14 protein-coding genes are annotated in these 19,717 nt (G+C 72.8%); 6 read left to right on the forward strand and 8 right to left on the reverse strand.

The features are described 5' to 3' along the window. Positions 1 to 85: 85 nt before the first annotated feature. The 4 genes from ACH4TG_RS00185 to ACH4TG_RS00200 form a co-directional block, all read right to left on the reverse strand. Entirely contained in the window at positions 86 to 1,036 is a 951-nt protein-coding gene (locus ACH4TG_RS00185; RefSeq protein WP_398239217.1) for a carbohydrate ABC transporter permease, read from the reverse strand. Further along, complete coding sequence (locus tag ACH4TG_RS00190) at positions 1,036 to 2,367, reverse strand: ABC transporter substrate-binding protein (RefSeq protein ID WP_398239219.1); 1,332 nt, start codon at positions 2,365 to 2,367, stop codon at positions 1,036 to 1,038. Before ACH4TG_RS00190 ends, ACH4TG_RS00185 begins: the two co-directional genes overlap by 1 nt. Before the next feature lie 120 nt (positions 2,368 to 2,487). Next, a complete protein-coding gene (locus ACH4TG_RS00195) occupies positions 2,488 to 3,738 on the reverse strand; it encodes an ROK family protein (protein ID WP_398239221.1) in 1,251 nt (416 codons plus the stop codon). A gap of 215 nt (positions 3,739 to 3,953) precedes the next feature. Continuing rightward, the gene (locus ACH4TG_RS00200; protein WP_398239222.1) at positions 3,954 to 5,027 is read right to left on the reverse strand and encodes a mechanosensitive ion channel family protein; all 1,074 of its coding nucleotides are present in this window, start codon (positions 5,025 to 5,027) and stop codon (positions 3,954 to 3,956) included. A 300-nt stretch (positions 5,028 to 5,327) separates the two neighbouring features. On the opposite strand from ACH4TG_RS00200, the gene ACH4TG_RS00205 reads away from it, so the two are divergent. Further along, positions 5,328 to 5,864, forward strand: coding sequence for an HNH endonuclease (locus tag ACH4TG_RS00205; protein ID WP_398239224.1), 537 nt, complete (start codon positions 5,328 to 5,330; stop codon positions 5,862 to 5,864). Between the two features lie 278 nt (positions 5,865 to 6,142). Here ACH4TG_RS00205 and ACH4TG_RS00210 read toward each other — a convergent pair whose 3' ends face one another. After that, on the reverse strand, positions 6,143 to 6,850 hold the full coding sequence (locus tag ACH4TG_RS00210; RefSeq protein ID WP_398239226.1) for a hypothetical protein: 708 nt from the start codon (positions 6,848 to 6,850) through the stop codon (positions 6,143 to 6,145). Positions 6,851 to 7,191: 341 nt separating this feature from the next. Continuing rightward, positions 7,192 to 7,845 (reverse strand): hypothetical protein, encoded by a 654-nt coding sequence (locus tag ACH4TG_RS00215; protein WP_398239228.1) that lies wholly within the window; start codon positions 7,843 to 7,845, stop codon positions 7,192 to 7,194. A 426-nt stretch (positions 7,846 to 8,271) separates the two neighbouring features. Here ACH4TG_RS00215 and ACH4TG_RS00220 point away from each other — a divergent pair, with 426 nt between their 5' ends. The 3 genes from ACH4TG_RS00220 (at position 8,272) to ACH4TG_RS00230 (ending at position 11,022) form a co-directional block, all read left to right on the forward strand. Beyond that, positions 8,272 to 8,565, forward strand: coding sequence for a hypothetical protein (locus ACH4TG_RS00220; protein WP_398239230.1), 294 nt, complete (start codon positions 8,272 to 8,274; stop codon positions 8,563 to 8,565). Between the two features lie 21 nt (positions 8,566 to 8,586). Further along, on the forward strand, positions 8,587 to 10,503 hold the full coding sequence (locus ACH4TG_RS00225) for an alpha/beta hydrolase (RefSeq protein WP_398239232.1): 1,917 nt from the start codon (positions 8,587 to 8,589) through the stop codon (positions 10,501 to 10,503). Positions 10,504 to 10,599: 96 nt separating this feature from the next. Further along, positions 10,600 to 11,022, forward strand: a complete 423-nt coding sequence (locus ACH4TG_RS00230) for a hypothetical protein (RefSeq protein WP_398239233.1) — start codon at positions 10,600 to 10,602, stop codon at positions 11,020 to 11,022. A gap of 104 nt (positions 11,023 to 11,126) precedes the next feature. On the opposite strand, the gene ACH4TG_RS00235 is transcribed toward ACH4TG_RS00230, so the two are convergent. Continuing rightward, entirely contained in the window at positions 11,127 to 14,738 is a 3,612-nt protein-coding gene (locus tag ACH4TG_RS00235; protein WP_398239235.1) for a beta-N-acetylglucosaminidase domain-containing protein, read from the reverse strand. Positions 14,739 to 14,960: 222 nt separating this feature from the next. Between ACH4TG_RS00235 and pepN the strand changes: the two genes are divergently transcribed. After that, positions 14,961 to 17,525: an aminopeptidase N gene (gene pepN / locus ACH4TG_RS00240; protein WP_398239236.1), complete on the forward strand. Its 2,565-nt coding sequence runs from the start codon at positions 14,961 to 14,963 to the stop codon at positions 17,523 to 17,525. A gap of 60 nt (positions 17,526 to 17,585) precedes the next feature. On the opposite strand, the gene ACH4TG_RS00245 is transcribed toward pepN, so the two are convergent. Beyond that, complete coding sequence (locus ACH4TG_RS00245) at positions 17,586 to 18,413, reverse strand: TIGR03619 family F420-dependent LLM class oxidoreductase (protein WP_398239238.1); 828 nt, start codon at positions 18,411 to 18,413, stop codon at positions 17,586 to 17,588. Positions 18,414 to 18,601: 188 nt separating this feature from the next. Here ACH4TG_RS00245 and ACH4TG_RS00250 point away from each other — a divergent pair, with 188 nt between their 5' ends. Beyond that, positions 18,602 to 19,165 (forward strand): GNAT family N-acetyltransferase, encoded by a 564-nt coding sequence (locus tag ACH4TG_RS00250; RefSeq protein ID WP_398239240.1) that lies wholly within the window; start codon positions 18,602 to 18,604, stop codon positions 19,163 to 19,165. Positions 19,166 to 19,717: the final 552 nt, after the last annotated feature.

Genomic DNA, 19,717 nt, shown 5'->3' on the forward strand with positions numbered 1-19,717 from the left:
CCTCCCCTCTCGTCTTCCGGTGTTCCTGCTCGCTGTTCGCGCCGGCCGCCGCGTTCCCCGGCCGGCCGCTCCAAGACCTCATGCGTCAGTCCTCCGCCGACAGGAAGCCGCTGCGGCGGCGCATCAACAGGGCGGTGAACGCCATCGAGAGGGCGAACAGGACCAGGGCGATGACGCAGGCGGAGCCGTAGTCGAAGCGCTGGAAGCCGAGGTTGTAGACCAGTTGGGGCAGGGTCAGGGTCGACTTGTCCGGGTAGCCGGGCTCGAACTGCTGGCCCGAGTTGCCGATGATCCCGGAGGCGACCTTCCCCGCCACCAGCGGCTGCGTGTAGTACTGCATGGTCTGGATGACCCCGGTGACCACCGCGAACATCACGATCGGCGAGATGTTCGGCAGCGTGACGTACCGGAACCGGGCCCAGGAGCCCGCGCCGTCCAGCTCGGCGGCCTCGTACTGCTCCTTGGGCACGTCGAGCAGCGCGGCCATGAAGATCACCATCAGGTCGCCGATGCCCCACACGGCCAGGATCGTCAGCGCCGGCTTGGACCAGTGCGGGTCGGTGAACCACCCGGGGGTCGGCACGCCGATCCCGCCCAGGATGTGGTTGACCGGCCCGGTACCGGGGTTGAGCAGGAAGACGAACGCCATGGTCGCGGCCACCGGCGGCGCCAGGTACGGCAGGTAGAAGGCGGTGCGGAAGAACCCCGCGCCGGTCTTGATCTTGGTGATGAGCATGCCGACGCCCAGACCGAAGACGACCCGCAGCGTCACCATCACCACGACCAGCCACAGCGTGTTGCGCAGCGCCGGCCAGAACAGCGGGTACTGGGTGAAGACGTACGACCAGTTCTTGCCGCCCGTCCACGTCGGGTCGTTGAACCCGGTGTAGTGCATGAACGAGAAGTAGACGGTGGAGACCAGCGGGTAGGCGAAGAAGACGCCGAACCCGATGATCCACGGCGACAGGAACGCCAGGTTGCGCAGCGCGGCCTTGCGGCGCTTGGCCCGCAGCAGCGGGTGGACGGTGGCACTCATCACTTGGCCTGCGCGATGTCCTTGTCGACCTGCGAGTCGACGCCCCGCAGACCAGCCTGCAGGTCCTTGGCCTTGCCGGACTCGTACGCGTAGCCGAAGTCCTGCAGGGTCAGCTGGTAGGCGCCGCCGTTGATGCTCGCCGGGGTGGTGGTGCTGTCCGGGTTCTGCGCGATGTCGATGAAGGTGCGGAAGCCCGGGTCGGCGTCCAGCTTGGGCGACTTGAGGGCGGCCATCGTCGACGGCACGTTGTGGATGGCGTTGGCGAAGGACACCACCGCGTCGGTGTCGGTGGCCATGAACTTCACCAGCTCCCACGCGGCGTTCTTCTTCGTCGAGGTGTTGGCGATGCCGACGATCGTGCCCGACAGGTAGCCCTTGCCGTAGGTGGCCGCTTGGTCGTCGGGGACCGGGAACGGCGCCACGCCGAGGTCGTTCATGCCGGCGTCCTTGGCCATGCCCAGCCGCCACTCGCCGTCGATGCCCATCGCCACCTGGCCGGTCTGCAGCGGGTTCTTGGCGCCGAACTCGTCACCGAAGGTGGAGCGGAACTTCTCCAGCTTGTCGAACCCGCCGAGCGCCTTGACCATCTGCTGCTGCCAGGTGAACATCGCCGCGAACCCGGGGTCCTTGGCCACCTGGGACTTGCCGTCGGCGTCGAAGTACTTCACGCCCCACTGCGCGGCCATGTGCATCGGGGTCGACTCGTAGCCGTGGAAGTCGGGCATGTAGCCGAGCTGGGAGTACGAGTCGCCGCTGGACCTGGTCAGCTTGACGGCGTCCCGCTGGAACTCCGAGAGGGTCTTCGGCGGGGCGGTGATGCCGGCCGCCGCGAACGCCTTCTTGTTGTAGTAGAGCCCGTAGGCGTCGCCGAGCAGCGGCAGCGCGCAGCGCTTGCCCTGGAACTGGGTGTACTCCTGCATCGGCTTGGGGAAGGTGGTCGCCGGGTCGATCTTGTCCCGGGACAGGAACGGCGCCAGGTCAGCGAACGCCCCCGAGGAGCAGAACTGCCCGACGTTGTCCGTGGTGAACGACGAGACGACGTCCGGGGCCTTGTCGCCGCCGGCCCGCAGCGCCTGGTTGATCTTGTCGTCGGTGATGTTGCCCTGGACCTTGACGTGGATGTTGGGGTGCGCCTTCTCGAAGCGGGCGACGTTGTCGTTGATCGCCTTCAGCTCGTTGGGGGCGCTCCAGCCGTGCCAGAACGTGATGGTGACGTCCTTGCTGGCGTCGTCGTTCGCCGACGAGGTGCTCTGCCCCGTACACGCGCTGGCGAGCAGGGATATCGCGGCGGTGGCCGCCACGGCGGCGGCTGCCTTGGTCAGACGGGACACTGCTCTCAACCTCCGGGGTACGAGGGGGTGCGCGGGTAGGCGGTGCCGACGGAACGGCGGGCAGGAGGTGCCGTTCCGCTCGGTGGCGGGCTGCGGTCTGCGGGGGCGTACGGGGGCGGGTCAGCGCGAGGTGTCGAACACCTCGTCGCGGGTGGTGGCGAGCGCGCTTTCCAGCGCACCGGTCAGTACGGGGTGCATCTCGACGGCGCCCAGCACCAACCGGGGCCGGGGCACGGCGAGTTCGGCCAGTTCGGACTGGATCAGGGCGCGCAGCGGCTCGCCGCCGGCGACGGTCACGTTGCCGGCCAGCACGATCAGCTCGGGGTCCAGCAGCGAGACGATCGAGGCCAGGCCGACCGCGTGCCCGGTGGCGCAGCGGGCCAGCAGTTCGAGGTACGCGGCGCGGTCGCCGCCGTCCTGCTCCGCGCCGTCGTGCTCCGCGCCTTCCTGGTGGACCGCGGCGGCCCGGCAGAGCAGCGCGGTCGCGGCGTCCGGCTGGCTGCCCGCGGGCACCTCGATGCCCAGCTCGCGGGCGATGCGCAGCACGGCGTTGCAGCCGGCCAGCTCCTGGAAGCCGCCGTTGTTGGCCTTGGTGACGTTGCGGACCAGCGGGGTGCCGGGCACCGGCAGGAAGCCGACCTCGCCGGCGCCGCCGGTCCAGCCGCGGTGCAGCCGGCCGCCGAGGACGATCGCGGCACCCAGGCCCTCCTCGTTCCACAGCATGACGAAGTCGTCGTGCCCGCGGGCGGCGCCGATGCGCTGCTCGGCGACCGCGGCCAGGTTCACGTCGTTGTCGTACTCCAGCGGCATCGGCAGGGCGGCGGCCAGCTCGTCCAGCAGCGCGGGGGAGTGCCAGCCGGGCAGGTGGCTGGCGTAGCGCAGGCGGCCGGTGCTCGGGTCGAAGGCGCCCGGGGTGCCGATGACGATCCGGTGCAGGTCGGTCCGGGCGAGCCCGGCGGCCTTCACCGCGCCGTCCACCGCCTGGACGACGTGCTCGACGGCGCTGCCGGCCTTGCGGTGCGGGGTGGGCAGCCGGAACGAGCCGACGGTGCGGCCGGTGATGTCCGCGACCGCGGCCCTGATCCGCTCGGTGTTGACGTCCAGGCCGGCGACGTGGGCGGCGGCCGGGTTCACCGAGTAGAGCTGGGCGTTGGGGCCGGGCCGGCCCGCGGTGGTGCCGGTCGCCAGGACCAGGCCGGCGGCCTCCAGCCGGGCCAGCAGCTGGGACGCGGTGGGCTTCGACAGGCCGGTGAGCTTGCCGATCCGGGTCCGGGAGAGCGTGCCGTGCTCCAGCAGGAGGTCGAGTGCGGCGCGGTCGTTCATGGCGCGCAGTACGCGCGGCGTTCCAGGGGTGCCAGCCATGCGCGCCATCCTCCCTCAGTTCACTGTTAGGAAACTTTCCTATTGGCGAAAGTCAAGGTAGGCCCGCTGTCAGCGGAGCGTCAAGGGGGATCGGCGGTCCCTCGCCCAAGTCGTTACCAATCACGGCACGGGCCGGGACCGGCAGGCATGCGGACGGCCCCCGGCAGCACAAGCGTGCCAGGGGCCGTGCGGGAGGAACAGAGGGCGTGCGCAGGCGCCGGGCGTCAGTCCCGGTCGGGGCCGTCGGAACCCGCCTGCGGCGGGACGGCGGGGGCGGCGGGCCCGGACTGCCCGGCCGGGGACTGGGCCGCCTGGGTCTGGGCCGGGGTCCGGCCGGCGGCCTCCGCGCCGGAGGACGCCCCGGCCGCCGGCGACTCGGCCGGCTCCGCGGGGGCCGACGGCTCCACGGTCGCGTCGACCACGGCCGCGGCACCGCCGACGGTCTCCACGCCCGCCCGGTCGAAGGCGTTCTTGATCCGCCAGCGCAGCTCGCGGCCGACCGCGGCCGCCTGCCCCGGCATGGTCTTGGCCTGCGCCCGGACCACCACCGAGTCCGAGGCCACCGACTCCAGGCCGAGCAGCTTCACCGGCTCCCAGAGCCGCTCGTCCCAGGGGTCCTCCTTGGCCATGGCCTCGGCCGTCGCGGTGATCAGCCCCTCGACCCGCCGCAGGTCCTCGTGCGCGGCCACCTGGACGTCCACCACGGCCGTCGCCCAGCCCTGGCTCAGGTTGCCGATCCGCTTGACCTCGCCGTTGCGGACGTACCAGATCTCGCCGCCGTCGCCGCGCAGCTTCGTCACCCGCAGCCCCACCTCGACCACGGTGCCCGAGGCCACGCCCGCGTCGATCACGTCGCCGACGCCGTACTGGTCCTCCAGGATCATGAAGACGCCGGACAGGAAGTCGGTGACCAGGTTCTTCGCGCCGAAACCGATCGCCACGCCCGCCACACCGGCGCTGGCCAGCAGCGGTGCCAGGTCGATCTTCAGCACCGACAGCACCGACAGGGCCGCGGTGCCCAGGATCAGGAACGACGCGACGCTGCGCAGCACCGAGCCGATCGCCTCGCTGCGCTGGCGGCGCCGCTCGGCGTTGACCAGCAGCCCGCCCAGCGTGGTGTTGGCGGCGGCCTCCGCCCCCCGGTTCATCCGGTCGATGAGCCGGCTGATCGTACGCCGCACCAGGGTCCGCAGCACCACCGCGATCACCACGATCAGCACGATGCGCAGTCCGGCGTTCAGCCAGCCGGCCCAGTTGTCGTCCACCCAGCTGCTCGCCTGGGCGGCGCTGCGGGGCATGGCGTCGAGGGGTGCGGCCGGACGAGGAGTCGGCGAGGACACGTTCGGGAACCTCCGTCGGGGATCGAAGCCTCCAATCTAGCCGCCGACCGATGCCGTCTCGTTGCGCTGTTCGAGGGGCGGAACCGCCTGGAGCAGGGGAGTAAAGGAGTGTGAGCCGGCATTGAAGAAGGGGAGTGTGGTCCAAAACACCCTCGGTCCGTTACCCGGGCATGGTGGCGCGGCGGCCCGCCTTCCGGAGAGACTGAGACAGATCGTCCCGGCGCGAGCCACGCGTCGCCGGCGTTAAAGGAGGCATCCGTGCCGCATGTCCTGGTCCTGAACGCCTCGTACGAGCCACTCGGTGTCGTACCGCTGAGGCGCGCGCTCGTCCTCGTGCTCAACAACAAGGCTGTGTGCCTGGAGGAATCCGGCGCGTACCTGCACAGCGAGACCCAGGCGCTGCCCGCGCCGAGTGTCGTGAAACTCACCAAATTCGTGCGAGTCCCCTTTCGGGGCACCGTGCCGCTCACCCGGCGAGCCCTCTTCGCCCGGGACGGCGGCAAGTGCGCGTACTGCGGAGCCGCCGCCACCAGCGTCGACCACGTCATCCCGCGCAGCCGCGGCGGTCAGCACGCCTGGGACAACGTGGTGGCCGCCTGCAGACGCTGCAACCACGTCAAGGCGGACCGCCACGTCGCCGAACTCGGCTGGCGGCTGCGCCATCAACCCGCCCCGCCCACCGGCCTGGCCTGGCGGATCATCGGGACCGGACATAGGGACCCGCGCTGGCTGCCATACCTGCAGCCTTTCGGCGCGGACGACGCCCTGGCCCGGATCGACGGCATATCAGCCTGAGATCCGGGCTTCAGCTTTTTCCGCCCCTCCCCTGGCCCGCACCCCCGCGGGCCAGGGATCCCTTTTCCCTGGCCGGGGGCGCCGGCTTCCCCTGGCCACCGGGACTGTGCGCCTCCTGTGCAGCCAACACTGCTTCGGACTGTGGCGGGGGGCCAGATCCACCACGGAGTCACCGGTGTCCACGATCGGCCCACCCCATCCGCTGCCACCGAGCGGCCGATGGCGGGCAGGACTGATCGACCAGTGGAGTGGGGGATGCGGGTCATGGTGCCCAGAGGTCAGCGGTTCACGGTCTGGTATTCGCGTACGTAGGCGTCCTGCGGGGTTCCGAAGCTTCCGTCCGGCAGGGCGACGGGTGTGGGGTGGCCGGTGCCGGTCCAGGTGATCTTCCAGGTGACCGTGGCTTTGAGCTGGTACGGGCCCCGGTTCTGGGTGGAGCGCAGATAAGTGACCCCGCAGGGCGGGTTGTTGCCGTCATCGCCGGTGGCGTAGGGCGTCCCGACGTTCCCGTGGGCGTCCATCGGGCAGTCACCCGAGGCCGGGAAGAGGGTGGCGTCCTGCGTGCCGGGGTCGATGTGCAGCCCGATGGGGGTGGCCGTGGTCGTGGCCTCGATGCCCAGCACCGGCACGGAGGCCCGCACGGAGACCGGATGGAACGTCGTCCGGTCCATCCACACCCACGTGGGTACGTTCACGATCTGCGTGCCGGCGGGGTTGAAGTTCGCCGTGCCCTGCGGGATGCGGATCTGGGCGTAGGCGAGTTCGGCGAGGATCTCGGGCGTGACCGCGTTCTTGACGGGCGGCGGCGGGGCTCCCTTGTCGACCCAGAACGGCGGCTCGGTGCAGTCGTCGGCGCCGGGATCGGCCAGGCGGTTCTTGTCGTAGAAGGCCGTCCACCAGTAGCCCTTGCCCTGTTTGGCGAGGTTGAAATCGGTGTACGGGTGGCCCTTGATGTAGCGGTTCCTGATCGACTCGGCGTCTTCCATGCCCGTGTGATTCGGGCTCCGGTCGTACCCGAGAAAGTCCCGAGCGGCGCCCTCCGCGTCGTATTTGGGGGCGTACCAGCACGCGGGTGGCGTCCAGTTTGATGACGGCGTGACTGCGCCGGTCTCTCGTCCCTTGCCGTTCTTGGTTAAGTCGAGCTGGACACCAGCCAGGGCTGAGATCTTTCCATCGCCGGCGTTCCCCTGGGTCTTCGGAGGCGGATCGGCCGGTGCCTGGTTGCCGAATCCACCCAACCCGCCACCGCTGGTGGGAGTGGCCGAGCTGGGTTCAATCGTCAGAACGGAGACAGCTCCGAACGCAGCCGCAGCGACGAGTAACCGCTTCACGGCTTGCATGCCTTCGCTCCTCGCTGCGAGACCAAGTTGACCGTCTGCCAGACGCCGTCCGGGCTCTTTTCGAGAGTGGTGTTGTACAGAACGTAGCTGGCGGTGTTCGAAGGCGAGCGATCGATCTTGTTCGTCTTACGCGACTTCGGGTACGCCTTGCTCTCGTCGGAGCAGTAGAGGACAGCGGCCGAACCGTCATTGCGGAGGGTGACCTTGCGGTCGAACCATCGGATCGTTCCGGTCCAGGTCGCGGCGCCGTCCACCCAGCCTTGGACGAACGTGGCAGCAGAGCCCAGCGCCAAGCCCTTGCTGTAGAACGCCATGGCGGAGGTATGGGCGTTGCCCTGGATGATCGCCGAGTAGATGGAATCCACCATCTGTTCGTTGTCGGCGAGTACGGCGTCCTTTTTGGGGTCGCCTGTGTGCTGGTCCTCGAAGACGTTCTTCGCATCGGGTGGGAACGTGATCACCGGTCGCTGAACGCCCGCCGTCGCGCTCGCCGAAGGCGAGGCGCTCGTCGTCGTGGTGGCGGCTGACTGCGTCGACGTGATCTTGTCCGACGACTTGTCTCCGCCGCCCCCGCCGCACGCGGTGAGCAGGATGAGTGCTGCAGCGGTCAGGGCAGCAGCCGGCACCGTGCTTCGTGTCACGGGAGAGTCCCCCTGTGTGGCTCTGGCGTCATTGTGAGCCGCGACGCCACTAGCGATGTGTTAGTGAATCATCACTCTATGCGTTGCTGGTGGGGCGTTGGAAGCGTGTTTGCCCAACCGCGACTGGAGTCACACAAGGCGTCCCCATGAGGAAGTTCCTGTGACCTGCGCCCGGGTGGCTCGCCCACGTGCAGGAGCGTGGGTCCGGCGCTCAGAGTGACGGGCCTGCTGCACGTGGCCGACCTGACCGCGAAGTTGGCGCGCCCGAACGGGATGACGCAGCGTCATATCACGTCAATGCAGAGCCGGTTGAACGGAGTGGGCGGATCTCTCGCCTGGGGGCGGGCGGGCGGCTAGGGTCGGGGGCCACGGTCCGCAGGGCCGGTTGCCGGGAGTGGGAGACGGACGCGGGACGGGGGCGGCGGCGTGGGCGATCTGGTGGTCACCGAGGCCGACATGCAGGCGCTCGGCAGTGCCCTCGCGACGGCGCTCAGTGATCTCGAGGCACTTCAGGGCGCCCTGCGGCGGATGGACGTCGACTGCGTCGGCGCGGTACCGCTGATCGATGCGGAGAAGACGTTCACCAGCACCCGGCGCGGCGATCTGACCGCGCTCGGCTCGGCCGTCGCCGAGCACCGGCACGAGGTCGCGCAGGTCGCGCCGACCATGCGCACCACGGACCACCGCGTGGCGAGCCACGCGCAGCATCAGGCGCACTGACGGAGACCGGGGGAGATCGCCATGGGTGCCTCGTCCTACCCGACGCTGGGCTTCGACCCCTGCCCCGGCGACCCCGACGCGGTGGCCTCGCTCGCCGCCCGCTGGCAGGACGCGGCGCTGCTGTCCACCGAGGCGGCGCTGCGGCTCGACGGCACCGACGACGTGCAGGCGCGGTGGCGGGGTGATGCCGCGGAGGCGTTCCGGTCGGGGCTCGGCGCCCAGCGCGTCATGCTCGGCAAGCTCCGCGCCTCCTACGAGCACAACGCGGACGTGCTGACCAGGTGGGCCGGCCGGCTCAAGGACTTCCAGGCCGAGGCCGCCGCGCTGGAGCACCAGGCCGCCGGACTCGACGAGCAGCGCCGCCGCCCCGCGCCCGGGACATCCGACCCCGCCGGCACTCCCGGCAGCCCCGGCACCCCTGCCACTCCCGGCGCCCCTGCCGCCCCCGGCACAGCCGACCTCCAGTCGCGCATCTCCGGAATCCACACCCAGGCAGGCCAGTTACAGGAGCGCTACCTGGAAGCGGCCCGCGCACTGGCCCGCGAGGTGGACGGCCTGCTGCACCTGCCGGCCGGCGACAGCGGCTGGTACGGCCGGGGCGTCGACACCGCGCACGCCTCCTCGCTGCTGGCGGCGCAGGCCGGCCGCAAGGGCGGCCCGATGCCCGTCGACCCCGCGCTGCGCGCCCTGTGGTGGAAGGGCCTGAGCCCCGACGAGCAGGCCGCCGTGGCCGCCGACTACTCCGATGCAGGCATCGACGTGACCCTCGGCCTGCCCGCCGACGTGGCCGACCAGCTGAACCGGCTGCGGCTGAAGGCGGAGGTGGCGCAGCCGGACTGCCCGCAGCGGCTGAAGCGGCTGTGGGAGGTGGTGTCGGACCCCACCAGGCCGCAGGCCTACCTGCTCGGCTTCGACAACCTGGGCAGCGGCCACGTCGCGGTGTCCTACGGCAACCCGGACCTGGCCGCCAATACCGCCGTCTACGTGCCCGGTACGGGGGCGAACCTCGACGGCGCCCCGGGTGACCTCAACCGCGCGCTCACCCTCTACAACGCGGCGAACCGCCGGCAGCCCGGCTCCACCGCGTCGATCTACTGGCTCGGCTACGACGCCCCGACGTGGAGCGTCCCCGGGCCCGCCTCGCAGAGCTTCGCCGACGCGGGCGCGCCCAGGCTCGCCGCGTTCGTCAACTCCCTTGGCGCGAACCACCAGGGCCAGGTGCACCTGACGGTGATCGGCCACAGCTACGGCTCCACGCTCGTCGGCGACGCGTTCGCCCACGCCGGGATGAAGGCCGACGACGTGATCTTCGTCGGCTCGCCGGGCGTCACCGTCGACAGGGCCGCGCAGTTGGGCCTCGATCCGAGCCATGTGTGGGCCAGCAAGGCGAAGTTCGACCCCGTGCCGCAGATCGCCGTGCCGCTGAACCCGCTGGACTGGCTCGACGACCACAGCGACCGGTTCGGCAACGACCCGACGTCGTCGGCGTTCGGCGGCCGCACCTTCGACTCCGGCGACGGCAGTTCGGTGGCGCACGCCCACAGCGAGTACTGGGACCAGGGTCCTTCGCTGGACAACATGACCCGCATCGTGACCGGCCGCAGCGGCGAGGTCACCGCGATGCCGCACGAGGACAAGGTCGGCGCCCTGCCGAACCTCGCGGACCTGGCCGTCCCGTCCGCCGCCGTCCCGGACATCGGCGGCGCGGCCCTGCAGAACCTCGGCCACCAGGTGGGGGGACACTGGGGACGGCCGCTGGAGGACGCCGGCGACTCCCTGCACGCCTTCGGGCAGGCCCAGAACGACCTGCTGGGCGCCGGCGGCAACCTCCTGCACGGTGACGTCGACGGCGCCGTGCACGGCGTGCAGGACATCGGCGCCGACCTGAAGGACAGTGGAGAGAACGCCCTCAGGGCCGTGTCCGAACTCTTCGAGTGAATGGGACAGATGAGTCGACGTGAACACACGGCGAAAGGCGCCGCGGCCGCTGCCCTCGTGGCACTGGCGGCGGCCGGCTGCTCAGGAGGCCTCACGGTGAACGCCGGCAACGTCTCGCCCGACTCGGTGGAGCGGAAGGCGCACACGCTCACCCAGCAGACGCTGGACGCGATCCGGCCGGCGATCGGCGCCGCCGCGCACACCGGCGCCGACCGCGGCCGGTGGGAGGCGTGCACCACCGAGACGCCCGGCCAGCACCGATTCCAGTACACCTACACGGTGGACGTGGCGGTCTCCGAGAGCGCGTCCGCCGCCGTCATGACGGCCGCCCGGGCCCACTTCACCACGATGGGCTACCTGCTGGACCCCTCCGACGGGTCCGGCCGGCGCGCCGGGGCGACCCTCCCCAAGTCGACGTGGACGGTCCGCCTCGGCGTGAAGGACAGCGCGACGACCGTCATCGAGACCGGCTCGGACTGCGTGTTCACCACCCACGATCCGCACACCGGCGCCGACTAGCCTCGACAGCGGGGGCGGAAAGGCCCGGCGGCGGCCGGGCACTGCCTCACACCGGCACCGCCCCACGCCCGCACCGGGCCCCCGCGCAACAACAGCGCCCGCGGTCAGCCCGTCACCGCGTACGCCTGCATCGCGTACAGCGAATACCCGTACTTCGTGGCCCGTTTGACGCCCTGCATCCGCAGGAAGCGGGTGCCGGTCGCGCTGCCGTCGAGCCACACCTCCTCGCGCCCGCCGGCGCCGTCGGCGACGGCCGCCGCGGTCTGCCAGGTCACGCCGTCCGCGGAGGTCTGGATCTCGTACGAGGCGGCGTACGCGTCCTGCCAGTCGAGGACCACGCGCCCGATCCGGGCCGGGGCCGGCAGCCGGACCTCCACCCACGCGCCGTCCTCGGCGGGCGACGACCAGCGGGTGGCCGGGTCGCCGTCGGTCACGGCCTTGGCCGGGAAGTCCGGGGTCTCGTCGCCCGAGGAGAACGCGGTACCGCTGCGCAGCAGGTCGGGGCCGCCGGTCGGGGCGTGCGCCCGCACCGTGACCTGCCGTTCGACGGTACGGCCGCCGACCGTGAAGCGGACCGGCACGATGTAGGAGCCGGGCGCGGTGCCGGGGGCGACGGCGATCCGCAGCGGCACGGCGGCCGAAGCGCCGCGGCGCAGCACCCGGGGGGCGGGTGCGGTCACCGTGATGCCGGCCGGCGCCGTGCCAGGGGTGACCGTCGCCTTGAGATCGCGCGGCAGCCGGGGGGCGACGGTCGCGGTGACGGTGACGGCCGGGCCGCCGGCCGACGCGTCCACGTCGGTGCCGCCGGTGGTGACCCGCGGCGCCTCCGCGAACCAGGGCACGACCTCACGCACCCCCGCGGCGTCCGACAGCCGCACCGCGTCGGCCGTGACGCCCGCGGGCAGTTCGGTCCAGCCGTCGGAGGCGAGATCGCCGATGCGGCGCCACTCGCCGCCGCCCGCGCCGGGCACGTGCACCTCGACGGAGACCGGGGGCGGGGGCGTCGGCCTGCCGTCGCTGACCTCGACGGGCGGGACGGCCGCGTCCGGCGGTCCGGCGGGGAAGCGGTCGCCGGTGGCGGGCCGCTGCCGCGGGACGCCGGGCTGCGCGGCCACCGTGACGGTGTCGAGCAGCCGTGCGCCCGCGAAGTGCACGGTCAGCGGGCCGGCGTCGGCCGCGCTGGCCAGGTCCCCGTCGACGGCGGCCCGCGCGTTCGGCCCGCCGTCGGCGGTCAGGGCCGCCGAGCCGCTGACGGTCACCGCGAACTCCCGTACCGTCACCGGCCCGTCCTGCGCCGCGGTGGCCCGCAGCCGGACCTCGCGGGCGCGGGTGCCGGCGGGCAGGGTCGCGGTGATCACCGACCGGTCGTGGTACGTGCCGATCTTCCGCCAGCCCGTGCCGTCGTCCCCGGCGACCTCCAGGACGGCGTCGTGCAGGAAGTCGTCGGAGCCGCTGCCGTCGCCCATGGTGATGCGCACGCCGCTGACCGGCCGGGCGGACCCCAGGTCCACGCCGAAGGCGTCGTCGGGCTGCGGCGGGGCGCTGGAGGACCAGGCGGTGGACTCCTTGCCGTCGACCATCGCCGACGGGTCGGTGCCGCGCCCGGAGGCCATCGTGGTGGTCCCGGTCCGGCCGTCGGCGCGCAGCCCGAGCCACGCGTCGCCGTCGTCGACGGCCCGGTCCAGGAAGGCGTCGAGGACTCCGCCGCCGACCTGCGCCGCGGCGCCCTGGGCGGTCAGCGAGGAGCGGACGGTGTCGAGGTCCCGGCGCGCCTGCCAGGCGCGGGCGCCGTCGCCGCCGGCCTGGGTGACCAGCATGTCCACGGCCTGCTCGCCGGCGGTGCCGTACTGCGCCAGCCGGTCGAGCCAGGGCCGCACCTCGTCGCCGAACGTCCCGCCGGCCAGTGGCGCGAGCGTGGCGGGCGCGGTGCGCATCACGGTGAAGGCGGACCGCAGGCTCTGCGCGGCGGTACGCAGCGCGGCGGGATCGGCCGGGGCGGCGTCCAGTGCCGTCCAGAACTGCCGTACCAGCGGCTGGAGATACGCGGACTCCGTGCCGTCCTGGCTGCCGGCGCCGCCGCTGCTCTGCGCGGTGCCGTCCGTGCTCCTGGCGCCGCCCGCGGCGCCGGTGCTCCCGGTGGTGCCCGTGCCCCCGCTGCTGCTGCCGCCGCCCGCCGCTTGCGCGTCGCCGCCGTTCAGCACCGACGACTGCTCGTTGCCGGCGAGCGCGCCGAGGGCCGCACGCGCCTTCGGGTCGGGGCCGGCCAGGTCGTCGATCGCTGCCTGCCAGGACGCGCGGGGATCGTAGGCGGTCGGATTCCAGGCGAAGTCGGCCGCGGTGAACAGCGGGATGCGGGAGGCGGCCGGCTGCTGCATCGCGCTGGCCAGCACGCCGTCGGAGACGGTCGCGACGGCGGGCTCCCGGCCGGTGTAGGGGCCGAGGAACAGGCGCTCGGGCGCGAAGTCGTTGACGGGGTAGTTGTCGACGGTGAGCAGGGGATGCCGCAACGCGGCCTTGGCGCCCGCCACTTGCTCCCCGGTGATCTGCCGGGGCAGCACGCCGACACCCGTCCACGCGACGTCGATCCCCTCGGCGAGCGCGCCCGCCAGCGCGGTCCGGTAGGGGGTGGTGCCGTCCTGGTAGAACTCGGTGGGCAGCAGGGACAGTTCGGGTGCCGCGGCACCGTACGCCGCCCGCAGGTGGTCCGCGACGGCGTTGGCCACCTGGGCCTGCGCGCGGGCGGCGGCGCCGGGGCCCGAGCCGAACCGCGCCGCGTCCCGGCCGCAGTGCCACTCGCTGTAACTGACGTCCTGGAACTGGAGTTGGAACGCCCGGACGCCCAGCGCCCACATCGCGTCCAGCTTGCGCTCCAGGGCGCGCTGGTCGTCCGGCGAGCTGAAGCACATCGCCTGGCCGGGGGCCACCGCCCAGGCGACGGTGACGTGGTCCTGCGCGGCCCTGGCGGTCAGCTCCCTGAAGTCCGCGCGCTGCGGCGCCGGATAGGGCTCGCGCCACTGCGCCTGGCGGTAGGGGTCGTCACCGGGCGCGTACAGGTAGCGGTTCTGCTTGGTACGGGCCATGAAGTCGAGTTGGGCCAGCCGCTGCGCCTGCGTCCAGGGCACGCCGTAGAAGCTCTCCGCGGTGCCGCGCACGGGTGCGGCCGGCCAGTCCCGCACGACCACGGGGCTGAAACCGCGGTCGCCGTGCCGGGTGGCGGCGAGCTGACGCAGCGTCTGGGCGGCGTGGAACAGGCCGTCGGCGCCGGTGCCGTCGAACGCGACGGTGCGGCCGCTGACCGCCAGCCGGTACCCGCCGTCGGGCATGTCACCGGCGTCGGGGGCGCGCAGCGTGCGCAGCGGGTCCTGAGCCGTGCTCCCGGCGTAGACGGTCAGCCCGGGGCCCGCGTTCCGGGCCCTGACGATGCTGCGGGCCCCGGCGGCGCGCAGCGCGTCCTGCACGACCTCCAGGGCGGACGGGTCGGCGTCCGTGCCCGCGACGAGCGTGACCTCATCGGTCACCCGGGCGAAGTCGCCCTGGACGGTGAGGCTTTGCGGCCTGGGCCAGACGGCCGGCGCGTCCCCGGTGTGCTCGGTGCCGACGGTGCCCTGTCTGCCGGCCGTGTCGTGCGCCGGCTGCGCGGCGAGCGCGGGGGCCTGCCCGAGCCAGCCTCCGACCACGGTGGCCACGACCGCGACAGCGGAACTCCTTCGGAGCACGGTTCCCTCCGGGTGTCGCCTCACCCACGCATCGGCATCGGACCGCGAGCCCATCACCCCCGCCCCCCGCCTGTCAACGCGCTCGCCGCGGGTCCTGCCTCCCGCTTCGGTCCGACCGGCGCGTCGCGGCGGCACGCGCCGGGTTGTCCACAGGGCATCCGCGGCGCGGAGGCGTGGCGTGCGAGGATGGCCGTCTCACCTAGCGAGAAGGAGTGGGCCACCGTGGCTGGAACGAACCTCACGCGTGAGGAGGCGCAGGAGCGGGCGCGCCTGCTCTCCGTGGACGCGTATGCGATCGAGCTGGACCTCAGCGGTGCCCAGGACGGCGGCACGTTCCGTTCCGTGACCACCGTGACCTTCGAGGCACGTGAGGCGGGGTCCACCTTCATCGACCTGATCGCGCCCACCGTGCGCGAGGTGGTGCTGAACGGCACGGCGCTGGACCCGGCGGAGGTCTTCGAGGACTCCCGGATCGCCCTGCGCGACCTGCCGGCCGGCCGCAGCGAGCTGCGGGTCGTCGCCGACTGCGCCTACACCAACACCGGCGAGGGCCTGCACCGCTTCGTCGACCCGGTGGACAAGCAGGCGTACCTGTACACGCAGTTCGAGGTGGCCGACGCCCGCCGGGTGTTCGCCAGCTTCGAGCAGCCCGACCTGAAGGGCACCTTCGCCTTCACCGTCAAGGCGCCCGAGGGCTGGGCGGTGATCTCCAACTCGCCGACGCCGGAGCCGACCGCGGACGGCGTGTGGGTCTTCGAGCCCACCCCGCGCATCTCCACGTACATCACCGCGCTGATCGCCGGCCCCTACACCGCGGTGCACAGCATCTGGGAGGGCGACGGCCGCAGCGTGCCGCTGGGCATCTACTGCCGGCCCTCGCTGGCCGAGCACCTGGACGCCGACGAGATCTTCGCCGTCACCCGCCAGGGCTTCGACTGGTTCGAGGAGAAGTTCGACTACGCCTACCCGTTCGCCAAGTACGACCAGCTGTTCGTGCCGGAGTTCAACGCCGGCGCGATGGAGAACGCCGGGGCGGTGACGATCCGCGACCAGTACGTGTTCCGCTCCAAGGTGACCGACGCCGCCTACGAGGTGCGGGCCGAGACGATCCTGCACGAGCTGGCCCACATGTGGTTCGGCGACCTGGTCACCATGGAGTGGTGGAACGACCTGTGGCTGAACGAGTCGTTCGCCACCTACACCTCCATCGCCTGCCAGGCGCACGCGCCCGGCTCCAAGTGGCCGCACGCCTGGACCAGCTTCGCCAACTCCATGAAGACGTGGGCGTACCGGCAGGACCAGCTGCCGTCCACCCACCCGATCATGGCGGAGATCAACGACCTGGCCGACGTCCTGGTCAACTTCGACGGCATCACCTACGCCAAGGGCGCCTCGGTGCTCAAGCAGCTGGTGGCCTACGTCGGGATGGACGAGTTCTTCGCCGGCGTGCAGGCGTACTTCAAGCGGCACGCCTGGGGCAACACCCGGCTCAGCGACCTGCTCGGCGCGCTGGAGGAGACCTCGGGCCGCGACCTGAAGACCTGGTCGAAGGCGTGGCTGGAGACCGCCGGCATCAACGTGCTGCGGCCCGAGATCACCGTCGACGCCGACGGCGTGCTGACCTCCTTCGCGGTCCGCCAGGAGGCCCCCGCGCTGCCGGCCGGCGCCAAGGGCCAGGCCGTGCTGCGCCCGCACCGCATCGCGATCGGCGCCTACGACCTCCAGGACGGCCGCCTGGTCCGCACCCGGCGGGTCGAGCTGGACGTCGACGGCGAGCTGACGTCCGTGCCGGAGCTGACCGGCGTCCGCCGCCCGGCCGTGATCCTGCTCAACGACGACGACCTGTCGTACGCCAAGGTCCGGATGGACGAGCAGTCGCTGGCCACGGTCCGCGACCACCTCGGCGACTTCACCGAGTCGCTGCCGCGCGCCCTGGTGTGGGCGTCGGCCTGGGACATGACGCGGGACGGCGAACTGGCCACCCACGACTACCTGGAGCTGGTGCTGCACGGCATCGGCAAGGAGAGCGACATCGGCGTCGTGCAGTCCCTGCACCGCCAGGTCAAGCTCGCCCTCGACCTGTACGCGGACCCGGCCCGCCGGGAGGCGGCGCTGACCCGCTGGACCGAGGCGGCCCTGGAGCACCTGACGGCCGCCGCGCCCGGCAGCGACCACCAGCTCGCCTGGGCCCGCGCGTTCGCGGCCTCCGCCCGCACCCCGGAGCAGCTGGACGTGCTGCAGGGGCTGCTCGACGGCAGCCGCACCTTCGAGGGCCTGCAGATCGACACCGACCTGCGCTGGGCGCTGCTCGCCCGGCTCGCCGCGACCGGCCGCGCCGGCGAGGACGCCATCGACGCCGAGCTGGTGCGCGACCCCACCTCGGCCGGCGAGGAGCACGCGGCGGCCGTGCGGGCGGCCAGGCCGACCGCCGAGAACAAGGCCGAGGTGTGGGCCTCGGTCGTGGAGAACGACAAGCTGCCCAACGCCGTGCAGGAGGCGGTGATCGGCGGGTTCGTCCAGGCCGACCAGCGCGAGCTGCTCGCCCCCTACACCGAGCGGTACTTCGCCGCGCTCAAGGACGTGTGGGAGTCGCGCAGCCACGAGATGGCCCAGCAGATCGTGGTCGGCCTCTACCCCTCCCTGCACGTCTCGCAGGCCACCCTCGACGCCACCGACGCGTGGCTGGCCGAGCAGGACCCGGTCCCCGCCCTGCGGCGCCTGGTCACCGAGGCCCGGGCGGGCGTGGAGCGCGCCCTCAAGGCCCAGGCCGTGGACGCCCGGGCGTAGGGACCCGCGTTCCGGGGGCGGTGGTGTCGCGCCGCCGCCCCCGGAACGGCCCGCCTGAGTTCAGCCGAGGCCGGGCGTGAGCCCGGTCGCCTCGGCGAGAGCCGTCATGCGGGAGTCGAAGCCGTCGGGATCGCCGAACCAGACGGCGAGCTGGTCGGCTCCGGCGGCGGCCCAGGCGGCCACCTCCTCGGCCACGTCGGCGACCGGCCGGCCCGGGTCGTCCCAGCCGATGCGGGCACCGACCTCCAGCGGACGCTCGGTGAGGCCGCGCAGCTCCGCGACATGGGCGGCGAACTCCTCGGGTGCCATCGGCAGCGACTGCCACACGTCGGCGAAGCGCGCGGCCCGCCGCAGAGCCGGCTTGGACACCCCGCCCGTCAGGATCTTCAGGCCGGGACCGGGTGCGGGCCCGAACACGCCCGTGGTGAAGCCGAACCGCTCGCCCTTGAAGGGCCCCTGGCCGGCCGTGAACAGGTGCCGCAGCAGCCGCAGCGCCTCGTCCGTCCGCCCGCCGCGGTCCGCGAAGTCCGCGCCGACCGCGGCGAACTCGGTCGCGTCCCAGCCGATGCCGACACCGAGCGTGAACCGGCCGCCGGACAGCTCGTCGAGGGTCGCCGCCTGCTTCGCCACCACGAACGGATTGCGCAGCGCCAGCAGCAGCACCGACGTCCCCAGCCGGACCCGCTCGGTGACGGCGGCGATGTACGACAGTGTCACCAGGGGCTCGTAGAGGCCTCCGTATGTGCCGCCGTACGGCTCCGGCGGCAGCAGGTGGTCCGGCAGGTACACCCCCTGGTAGCCGAGGTGCTCGGCCCGGCGCGCCAGGGCCACGGCGCGGGCCGCACCGGTGCCGGGCTGCTCGGAGGGGAGTACGACGTGCAGTTCCATGGAAGTCCTTCCGTACCGGGCGGATGCCGGTTCCGCGGCGCCGGACGCCAGGCGCTGGGCCTGCGCGCGGCCGCGTACCCGTCCCGGGTCAACGGGGAAGGCGACGGCGGGTGTTCCCGGGGGACGCAGGGCGGGCGCGTTGCGGCAGGACGGGTCCGGCGGACGCGGACGGATGCCAGGATGCCCGGGTGACCGACACCGAGGTGCGCCTGCGCACCGCTCACACCGCCGACCTCGCCGCCGCGGAGCTGACCGCGATCCGCGTTCTCCTCGACGCCGCGTTCGCCGGCCACCCGGACGGCGCGTTCACCGACGCGGACTGGGACCACACCCTCGGCGGCATCCACGTCATGGCCTGGGAGGGCGATGCGCTGATCGGGCACGCCAGCGTCGTCCAGCGCCGCCTCCTGCACGGCGGCCGGGCCCTGCGCACCGGGTACGTCGAGGCCGTCGCGGTGCGAGCGGACCGCCGCCGCCGCGGCCACGGCGGCGCCCTGATGTCCGTGGCCGAGCGCTACATCCGCGGTGCCTACGAACTGGGCGCACTGGGCGCCGCGGAGGAAGCCGTGCCCTTCTACGCGGGCCGCGGCTGGCAGCGCTGGCAGGGCCCCACCTCCGCGCTCACCCCGTACGCCGGCGTGGTCCCCACCCCCGACGAGGACGGCTTCATCTACGTCCTCCCCCTCGCCCCCACCCCGCTGGACCCCACCGCCCCGCTGACCTGCGACTGGCGCGACGGCGACGTCTGGTAGCCCCTCGAAGCCCCCGCCGGGGCGCCACGCCTGACACCTTGCCGGCGCTTGCCGAGGCCGCTCGCAGGCTCGGCCCGGGCGCCATCCGGGGCGCGCCGGATGGCGCGCTGATGCCTGCGGAGTATCGCGCCGGGGCGGGGCGCACCACGTCGGGTGTCGCGCCGGGCAGATTCCGCGCGTGCGGAGGACCGCGCGGGGGCGGCCCGCACCCCGTCGGGCGTCGCGCGCGACAGGGTTCGGCGCGTGGCCGGCCCCGCCGCCGGGATGGGGCGGATGCCGTGGCACCGGGGAGCGCTTTGACGTCTGCCGGACGCCTCGCGGGGCCGGGCGGTGCGCCGGGCAGCGTTTCGGTGCGTGCCGAGCGCCGGGCCGGGTGGGCCCGCACCGTTTTCGGGCGACGCAAACGGAAAGCAGGGAGCGCCACCTGGTGCGCCACCTGGCGCCAATCGGGTGATCCGACTTGTCAGGTGATCCGGTCCGGTGATCATCCCGGCGTGCCTGCGGGGTGACCCGGACCGGCCGGGTGATGGTGAGGCCGACCGCTCCTGCTCG

Source organism: Streptomyces sp. NPDC020917 (assembly GCF_044333795.1).
Lineage (GTDB): Bacteria > Actinomycetota > Actinomycetes > Streptomycetales > Streptomycetaceae > Actinacidiphila.

What these genes read in the sequence shown, in the direction of transcription:
- ACH4TG_RS00210 (WP_398239226.1), bottom strand. Translation starts at nt 6,850, where the DNA reads ATGGAAGACGCCGAGTCGATCAGGAACCGCTACATCAAGGGCCACCCG.
- ACH4TG_RS00195 (WP_398239221.1), bottom strand. Translation starts at nt 3,738, where the DNA reads ATGGCGCGCATGGCTGGCACCCCTGGAACGCCGCGCGTACTGCGCGCC.
- ACH4TG_RS00185 (WP_398239217.1), bottom strand. Translation starts at nt 1,036, where the DNA reads ATGAGTGCCACCGTCCACCCGCTGCTGCGGGCCAAGCGCCGCAAGGCC.
- ACH4TG_RS00245 (WP_398239238.1), bottom strand. Translation starts at nt 18,413, where the DNA reads ATGGAACTGCACGTCGTACTCCCCTCCGAGCAGCCCGGCACCGGTGCG.
- ACH4TG_RS00225 (WP_398239232.1), top strand. Translation starts at nt 8,587, where the DNA reads ATGGGTGCCTCGTCCTACCCGACGCTGGGCTTCGACCCCTGCCCCGGC.
- ACH4TG_RS00200 (WP_398239222.1), bottom strand. Translation starts at nt 5,027, where the DNA reads ATGCCCCGCAGCGCCGCCCAGGCGAGCAGCTGGGTGGACGACAACTGG.